Annotated in this window: 8 protein-coding genes; 1 reads left to right on the top strand and 7 read right to left on the bottom strand. The window is 70.1% G+C overall.

Features of this window, described 5'->3' with window-relative positions:
* Positions 1 to 145: 145 nt before the first annotated feature.
* From QH196_RS17395 to QH196_RS17385, 3 genes are all read right to left on the bottom strand, one after another.
* On the bottom strand, positions 146 to 592 hold the full coding sequence (locus QH196_RS17395) for a hypothetical protein (protein ID WP_280416852.1): 447 nt from the start codon (positions 590 to 592) through the stop codon (positions 146 to 148).
* 94 nt (positions 593 to 686) lie between these two features.
* Positions 687 to 1073 carry a hypothetical protein gene (locus QH196_RS17390; RefSeq protein ID WP_280416851.1) on the bottom strand — a complete coding sequence of 129 codons (387 nt, stop codon included), beginning with the start codon at positions 1071 to 1073 and terminating at the stop codon, positions 687 to 689.
* A gap of 28 nt (positions 1074 to 1101) precedes the next feature.
* A complete protein-coding gene (locus QH196_RS17385; RefSeq protein ID WP_280416850.1) occupies positions 1102 to 1941 on the bottom strand; it encodes a hypothetical protein in 840 nt (279 codons plus the stop codon).
* A 555-nt stretch (positions 1942 to 2496) separates the two neighbouring features.
* Between QH196_RS17385 and QH196_RS17380 the strand changes: the two genes are divergently transcribed.
* Positions 2497 to 3528 (top strand): hypothetical protein, encoded by a 1032-nt coding sequence (locus QH196_RS17380; protein ID WP_280416849.1) that lies wholly within the window; start codon positions 2497 to 2499, stop codon positions 3526 to 3528.
* Between the two features lie 159 nt (positions 3529 to 3687).
* On the opposite strand, the gene QH196_RS17375 is transcribed toward QH196_RS17380, so the two are convergent.
* From QH196_RS17375 to QH196_RS17360, 4 genes are all read right to left on the bottom strand, one after another.
* On the bottom strand, positions 3688 to 4554 hold the full coding sequence (locus QH196_RS17375) for a hypothetical protein (protein ID WP_280416848.1): 867 nt from the start codon (positions 4552 to 4554) through the stop codon (positions 3688 to 3690).
* A 149-nt stretch (positions 4555 to 4703) separates the two neighbouring features.
* Positions 4704 to 5225, bottom strand: a complete 522-nt coding sequence (locus QH196_RS17370; protein WP_280416847.1) for a hypothetical protein — start codon at positions 5223 to 5225, stop codon at positions 4704 to 4706.
* 97 nt (positions 5226 to 5322) lie between these two features.
* Entirely contained in the window at positions 5323 to 7020 is a 1698-nt protein-coding gene (locus QH196_RS17365; protein WP_280416846.1) for a VWA domain-containing protein, read from the bottom strand.
* A 37-nt stretch (positions 7021 to 7057) separates the two neighbouring features.
* Positions 7058 to 7813 (bottom strand): AAA family ATPase, encoded by a 756-nt coding sequence (locus QH196_RS17360; protein ID WP_280416845.1) that lies wholly within the window; start codon positions 7811 to 7813, stop codon positions 7058 to 7060.
* Positions 7814 to 8040: the final 227 nt, after the last annotated feature.

Genomic DNA, 8040 nt, shown 5'->3' with positions numbered 1-8040 from the left:
GGCCGAACGCCCTGTTCACCCCCGCCGATATCACCGACGAAACCGCCGTGGCGGGCGCACAGGGCGCCGCCGAGGAAATAGGCCAACAGAGGTGGGGCGTGCCCAGCGCCCCCCCCCCCCCCGGCCGTTTCGGTATGTAGGCGGGCTAGGAGATCAGCGGAGATACCGCAGGCCGCGTCCCCGCTGCCGGGTCAGCGGCCATCGGCAACCGCCACGTCGGCACCAGATTCAGCATCTCGACGGCGTTGTCCCCGTCCCCGGCGTTGCCGGGGGCCGGGAGCGGGGCCACTGTGGCGACCGCGCGGGCAGCGCTAACGGGGTCGGTGTAGGTGATCCCGGCCAGCGTCCCCGTGGTGATCCGCACGGCAGCGGTCGCGGTGTGATACATGGCGTCGGTACGCATCCGGCGGTAGGAGGTGAACACCGGCAACCACTGCGGCGCATTACCCGATTCACCGGGCGCGGTGAGGTGGCGGGCGGCCTCGGCGGTGACCGCCAGCCACAGTTCCAGGCTGTCGACGGCGTGCGGGGAGCTGGCGAACACGCGGTGCAGTGCCGCTGCGACATCGGCCGGAATGGAGATGTTGTACATGATCGGGGAAACCCTTTCAGAAGAGATAAATTGGAGTGCGGCGTCGGGTTCCCCGGAGATAGGTGCTCCGGGGAACCCGGCACCGCCACGCATGTCAGGAGGAAGCTCGGGCGGCGTGGGCGGCGGCGGACGGGTTGGTGAAGACGCGGCCGTCGGGCAGCATCAATCCCCCGCAGGCGGTGATCACCGCCGTGACATCGAATTCAGGGTTGGCGATTCGATCGCCAACCTTCACCCGTCCCGCTGCGATCAGATCCGCGATGGTGACCCGCTGCGCACGCTCGAAGGGGAACGGCTCGTCGAATTCGTAGTCCATCTGCCACGACGGTGCGCACTCGGTGCAGATCCTGCCGTCACGGTGGCCGCATTCATCGGCCGATGTCACCAGGAAAGCGACCTCCCTGACCTGGTGAACGAATTCGCCGGTACCGAATACGGTGTAGGACTCATCCAGACGCGCGACGAGAACAGTGATATCCATCAGAAAACGCTCCAACGACTCGGGGGCGTCAGTTCGTCGGTGTATGGGGCTGGCGTCCTGGATTCCCGGAGCGGTCGGGTGTCGCTGCGAGGGCGAACCGTTTGGGGGCCGCGCTGGTCTGATGGGCGGTGCCGCCCTTGGTGAGGGTCACCAGCGCGTTGTGGACCGCGCCACTGGAACGGTTGAGGGTCTTGCCGATCTGGTGCGGGCTGAACTCCTCGTCCGGGTGATCACGCAGAAAGTCCTCGACCTGCCCCCGCAAGGCACCCGAACGCAACCGGGGGCCCGACTCCTGTTGCGCCGCTGACGCGTCGTCGTCGCCTTCAGGGGTGGCCGGTGCCGCGTCGGTGTCACCGTCGCCCGTGGGGGTCGCTGCGGCCGTGGCCGTCTGCCCGGGATCGGCGGGGACGGGGGCAGCGGGGGCGCCGGGGTCGGTGTTCATCGTGTCCGCCTCGACGGGCGTGATCTGTTGTGCGGCGGCCGGTTCGGGCGCAGTGGCCGGGTCGGGGGCTGCCGGTTTGGGCGTGGCGGCTGGTTCGGCCGTGGTCCATGTTTTGGCCGCCCGGGGCGATTCGGGGTCGCGGTGCGAGCATGCGGCCCCGGTGTCTTCCCAATTCGACAGCACGCGGCGGGCGGTCGACACGCCGATCCCGGCCGCCCCTGCCAATTCGGCAGTGGTGAAACCGGGGTAGGCGCCCAGGGCGGCCCACAACGCCGCGTCGCTGTCGTTGCGCAGCACAGGCGCACCGGCGGCCCCCGATCCCCCGTCCGGGGCGGCAGCGTCGGTGTCAGGGGCCGGATCGGGCACGCCCGCCGCCGGGCGTGCGGTGGTGGTGGTGGTGGTGTTCGTCTTCTTACGTGTGGACATGACAGGTCCCTCCAACAATGTGGTTAGGGTGGATGTGGTCATGTCCCGGCCGGGACGGGAACCACACCGGATAGGGGCCAAATCCCCCGGGGTTTCGGTGCCGTTCCCGCTCCTATGGACGCTCGATACCCGGGCCGCTGTCAAGTGGGGCGTGAAAGAAATTCCGCGCCCCGAATTCTTCTCGCCGGATTGCGGGATAGCCGTGGCACGAGAGGAATTCGACTCGCAGGCAGGGCTCGGCGGCGAGGCCATCGAGCCACTATCCAACCGATATTGGGTCCGAGGGCGGGCCGGTCAGGAATCGGCTCGGCCGTCGCCAGGTGCCGCGGCACTCGACGGCTATCGGTACTCGCGGCCCATCCGGGGTGCAACAGCCGGCACAAAGCCTCGCCGTGACGCTATTCTTTTCGGTGAGCAGGCCGCGCACGCTCAGTGTTCAGTTGCCCCGCCCACGCTGGTGGCGACGTCGATGAACAAAGGTCCTTCCAGGGGCCCGCGCTGACCGTTTCCTTCCCCGTAGGCACGAATCGTCACGGCAGGGCGGCGTGGGCGCTCTTGTCGGAAGAGGACGACGATGCCGAAAAACGGCAGCTCCCGACGCAAGCGCCGAGCCCGCCGCCTGGCGAACCAGCAGAGCCTGCGCTACACGAAGCATTGCGTCGCAGCAGCAGCGAACTCGAAGCGGACCAGGTCCCGAGTGATGAGGCGCCGATTGAGGCCGGTCTGACCGCGCTCGATGCCCTGCACACCACCGTGGAGCTCCTCAGAGCCACCGACTCTGCTGAGCCGGCCACCGTGCTGCCGATCGCTTTCCGAGCACTCTCGCTCACAACCACCGCGAACACGCTGATCCACGAAGCGCTCCTCGACGCAGAGTTCGAGGTGTACTCGCCTGGGGAGAACTTCCTTGACGACGCACGGCAGCAGCACCTGGACCTGGCCGTGCAGTGGCTCGCGTCCACCCTGCCACCCCTGTCCCGGCCACCTCGGTCTCATCGGGTGAGCACGCTGGCACCACCGGAGACGGCGCCGCAGGAGTACTGGCCTGAGATGTACGACGACGGGCTGATCTATCCACCGGACTCGACCGACAAAGCCCGCCAACTGCTCCTGTTCCGGACCCACAGTGTCGCGCTCGCGAACAAGTCGGTGTGGATAGAGGTCCACAGCATGCTCGGCCGTGTCCGAGACCCTCAACAGCGCAGGGCATGCCGGGTTGCGGCTCTGCTGGTGGATGAGGTTCTGCACTCGGACCCGGGCGGGGCGCGCGGCGATATCGGCAAGCGGGTCCTCGCGATCATGGTCGGCCGCCGCAATACCGGCGAACTCGTTGCCGACCACCGGCTCATGGGCCTGTTACGCGACTCGGTAGCCGCAGCGGCTCAGCCCAATAGTTGGTCCCCGATATCGGCCGTGTCGGCCGCCCTCGAACATGCCGACCCGGACTGGATGCCGCAGCGATGGGGCTACACCTGCGACATCAAACTGATCGCCGCAACCAAACAGTTCTCGATCCGCCGGCTCCCGCGCAAAGGGCAGCAGGTGATCGAGGTCCGGACCCGACGCCGCGCCGCGCAGAGGCTATAGCCTGCCCGAGGTAGAACTGGTCTCTATGAAGCGCCGACGGCCACGTCAGCACGACGATTGGCCTCTGTGGCCACCGACGGTGTGGGGCCGCCCTGGTGGACGGCCCTCACGTTGTACCGGGTGGGTGTTCCCGAGGCGACCGGTTCCCGAAGTCTGGTCTTAGGGTTTGTCGACGGGCTCGGCTGACAGAATCTCGAATGGGTCGGTGTCGAGCAGGATCGATGCGCGCCCATTGTCCCAGTCGACGAAGACCTGCCCGGCACGCTGGGCGCCGATACCGGTGACGGTTCCGGTGGCGCCGAGGTCGAGCGGGTCGGGGTCGGCGGGGAGCAGGCCGGTGATGCGGACCCGGTCTCCGACACGGGGTGTGCGCGCCGGTAGATTTTCGTCCGCGGACACCGCGAGCGCGTTTGTCGGATCGTGGCCGGTTTCGCGTCGGTAGATCCCGTATTCGTCGCCGGTCAGGAACGCGAAGGGGTAGCGGCGGGTGCTCGGGTTCCCGTCCCAGAGGGTGATCGGATGCTGGGTGGGGACGGCGCACCACCAGGTGCCGTCGTCGAAGGCGATATCGAGGTGGTCCTCGCGTCTGGTCAGCGCGTGTACCCGTTTGCCGTGGTCGAGTCGCTGCCCCGCCCGCAGCGTGTGTGCCGCGACGAGGCCGGGCGGCGTAGTTGCCGATTCCGTGATGACGGTGAGGTCGAGACGGAAGAGACCGGGTTCGTGCGGTCGCGACGCAGCGAGGCCGGTGTCCGCGGTAGCGCGGATATCGCTGGCGTAGCGGGTGATATCGAGGCCAAGGTCGGGATCGGCGACCGGGTTGTCGTCACGGTCGCGGAACCCCAAGACGCCGAGTCCGCCGTAGGGTTCCCAATCCAGAAGTACCGTGACGATGGCCGGATTACGGTGGCCGATCTCGGCGGCGATCAACTCCAGGACGCTCTCGGTGATCCGCTGTTCGCGTACCGGCCCGAATGGCAGCGCGAGCGCCGGCGGCCAGCCGGGCCCGCGCCGCGTCGGCGCCGTCACATCCGGAATGGGTTGTGTGGATGTTGGTTGGTGTGGGGTCGGGGTGGTTCATTGTTGTGTCCCTCCTTAGGGTGTGGCGGTCTCCGCCGGGGTGGCCCCCGGTATCGGGCAGGGCCTGTGTCCGATACCGGGGCCGGGCGCTGGTGGTGTCAAGGGTGGGCGTCGCCCCACAGGGCGGGCAGCCGTCCGCCGCTCGCCAGGTGGGCGTCGAGGGCGGCCATCATGTCGGCGGCCTCGGCGCACAGCGCTTCGAGCCGGTCATGATGCTCGGCACACGCACTCGGGTCCTCGGTCCCGTCCGGACGGGCGGTGCAGGTGTTGCGCTCATCACGGATGCGGTACTGCAGGTCGCGGAATCGGGCGAGGGCCTGGTCCGGGTTCACCCCGGCCGGGGTGACTGGCAGAAGCCGGGCGTCGATGGTGGGGATGTGACCGGCCTCGGCGGCGTCGGCACGCAGGTCGGTGAGATCGGTGAGTGCGGAGTCCACGTCACGGGCAGCGAACTCCACCGGTTCGCTGGTGTCGGGAAGTTCGCCGTCGCGTAGGGCGGCGGCCATGGCCCCCAACCGGCGGGCGAGATCGGCGGCACGGTCGGCCGTCTCGTACTGCTGCTGATGCAGTGCCTCGGCGGTGTGGTCGGTGTCCAGGTTCTCGGGGGTGTTGCTGGTCATTCGGATTGTTCCTGTTCTTGTGAGTGCCATTCGTTGGCTGGGGGTTTCGTCCTCCCGGGGCGCGGTGGGTGCCGCGCCCCCGGGAGTGCGGTGGGGGTTAGGCGTTGCGTACTGCGGTGGTGGCGGCGCGGCCGATGGCGGCGGCTGTGGTGGTCGGGCGGGTGATCCTGTGCACGGTCGCCCCGTCCAGCGGGTTCGATACGCCGTACGCCGGAGAGAGCCACAGCACCGCGCACCCGGCCGCGCGTAATGCGTCGAGGCGTTTCTGGGCGCGGTCGCGGTTTCCGCCGTCGTAGTCGCCGTCGGAGATGATCACCAGCAACCGCGTCGCCCCGGGCCGGGACAGGCCGAGTGCGCCGTCGAGGGCGTCGATGGCGGTGTCGATGACGTGGTGCCAGTCCGGGCAGGCGAACTCGGTGACTCGTGTGGGCGCGGTGCCCGGGTAGGTGATCGGTTTGACCGAGGCCCCGAAGGTGACGGTGGCGGTGTCGGCGGGCATGGTGGCGAGCTCGGCCGCGCGGGCGATGATCCACGCGGCCGAGGCCACCGGCGCGGCGAATTTGTCCATCGACCCGGACACGTCGCAGGCGATCCCGACTCGTAGCGGGGGCAGCGGAACGGTTTTGCGGGTCGTGCGGGTGAACGGCTCGGCGGTCGGGATCGCCCCGGCGGCGCGTTGGGCCTCACGCGCCAGCGCGCCACGCATCCGCAACCGGCCCGGCGGCAACACCGAGGTCGTTCTCACGGCAGCGCGTTCACGGGTGGCGGCGGTGTCGAGGGCGCGGGCCAGTACCCGCGCGGCGGCGTGTTCGTCCCGGCGCGGGGTGCGGGTGTTGTGGGTACTGGTCGAGACACCGTGACCGGTACCGTCACCGAACACTCGTTGTGCTTGCGCGGTGGCGCGTTGGGCCGAACGGGTGGCGGCGCGGCGCGCGTCGGCGGCGGCCTCGGCCGGGTCGACCGGAACCGGCTGCGCGGCCACCGCACTCGCCACGTTGGCGACTGTGGCGCCGATGGCGGCGGACAGTATCGAGTTCGGTACCGGGTCGGCGTGTGGGTCCGGGCCGACGATATCGAGCCACCGCTGCCCGAGTTCGAGCATCGTGTTGGTGTCGTCGTCAGCGACGGTGTGGGCCTCGCGCCAGATGGCCCGCAGTTTGTCGAGGGTGTCGGTGCCGAGGATGGACTCGATCGCCTGGGCGGCGGGGGCGGTTTCGGCCGGTTCGAGGATGCCGCCGTCGACCCGCCCGAGGATGAGGGCGGCATTGTGGGCGGCGGAGTATGGGGTCGGTGGGATCGCGGTGGCGGCATCGGTGCCGCCGTTGTCACCGATCACGATCTCGGTCGCGCTGGCGCGTAGCCAGTGCCGGTCATCAGGGCGGCGGCGTATCTGGGCGGCCTCGATCCGGGACTCCTCCAACAGCATCGCGGCCTCGACCACGGCCGGGTTCGCCAGCGCCGGGGGCTCCCAGCGGGAGTGCTGGGCGTGGGCGCACTCGTGCACGAACGCGCCCCAGGTAGCGGCGTAGCGGGCGCGGTCGCTGTTCCGGTCCGGCCGGGCGGTGGCCGGGTCGATACCGAGGAGGGTGCCGTCGAGTTCGATCGCGGCCCGGTGCGGCATGAACACCGCCGGGTGGCCATGGGCCGCACCCGGTGCGATGGTGACGACGAGGTCGTCGCGGTCGGCGATCGGCGGGGCCTCACTGGTGAGGACGGCCGAGAGGGTGTCCCAGCCGTCGGTGGCCGGTGGCGGGGTGGGTGTGGTGGTGGGGTCGGCGATCAGGTGGCCAGTCATAGCAGGGGTCCTTCCGTGTGGGGGTCGGGGTTGTGGGTTAGAGGCGGGCGCCGAGTGCGAGGGGGTCGAGTCGGGCGCCGAACACGGTGCGCACCACGTCGGCGACGATGGGGCGGTCGTCCTCGGGGGCAGCGCCGATCAGGTTGGCGGCGGCGGTGCTCGTGTCGGTAGCGGCGGCGATTTTCTGGAACGCCAGCAATTCGCGCAGTTGCGGCGCCCACCCGATCTCGCCCTTGCCCTGGCGGGTGGCCAGGTTGCGCGCCACTTTCACCGCCCGTTTGTCGACCCCGAGCTGTCCTGCGAGGTCGTAGTCGGAGCCGACCTGCACCTGGAACGCGAACCGGCTCGCCAGCGCGTCGGACAGGATCGCCCCGTGCACGCCGGGGTTGTGCCCGGCCACTACGAAGAACCCGGGCTCGGCTTTCACGACCTCGCCGCCGTGGGCTTTGATCACGATCTCGCGGCGGCCGTCCATCGCTGGGTACACCACCGACAGCACCGTCGGCGGAATGAGAGTCGCGTCGTCGATGAACAGCACCCGGCCCTCACGCATCGCCCGGACCAGCGGGCCGTGCACGAAAACGAAGGTGCCGTCGGGGTTCTGGGTGTACTCGCCTACGAAATCGGCGACCGTGGTGTCACCGTCACCCTGCACGGTCAGCAGATCCCCGTAGGCGGCCTCGATCAACGACGTTTTACCGGTGCCGGGCGGGCCGTACAGCAGCACCGGAACCTCGGCGCTGCGCATCGTCTGCAACACATCCACATCGGCGCGCCCGGCGAGCTGGCGCATGTGGTAATCCTGCCCGTTCGGCCGCGCCACCGTGTTCCCGGTGCGCGTGGGAGCCGCCGGGGCGGCCGGGGCGGTGGGGGTGGCGGGGGCCTTGGGGGGGGGGGGGGGGGGGGGGGGGGGGGGGGGGGGGGGGGCCGCGGGCGGCGGGGGGGGGGGGGGGGGGGGGGGGGGGGGGGGGGGGGGGGGGGGGGGGGGGGGGGGGGGGGGGGGGGGGGGGGGGGGGGGGG

Origin of the sequence: Nocardia carnea (genome assembly GCF_029868325.1) — a bacterium.
Lineage (GTDB): Bacteria > Actinomycetota > Actinomycetes > Mycobacteriales > Mycobacteriaceae > Nocardia > Nocardia carnea_C.
This window is presented reverse-complemented; position numbering and strand designations above follow the sequence as displayed.

Coding starts and splice junctions, on each gene's coding strand:
- QH196_RS17360 (WP_280416845.1), bottom strand. CDS start 7,813: ATGCGCCAGCTCGCCGGGCGCGCCGATGTGGATGTGTTGCAGACGATG.
- QH196_RS17370 (WP_280416847.1), bottom strand. CDS start 5,225: ATGACCAGCAACACCCCCGAGAACCTGGACACCGACCACACCGCCGAG.
- QH196_RS17365 (WP_280416846.1), bottom strand. CDS start 7,020: ATGACTGGCCACCTGATCGCCGACCCCACCACCACACCCACCCCGCCA.
- QH196_RS17395 (WP_280416852.1), bottom strand. CDS start 592: ATGTACAACATCTCCATTCCGGCCGATGTCGCAGCGGCACTGCACCGC.
- QH196_RS17390 (WP_280416851.1), bottom strand. CDS start 1,073: ATGGATATCACTGTTCTCGTCGCGCGTCTGGATGAGTCCTACACCGTA.
- QH196_RS17385 (WP_280416850.1), bottom strand. CDS start 1,941: ATGTCCACACGTAAGAAGACGAACACCACCACCACCACCACCGCACGC.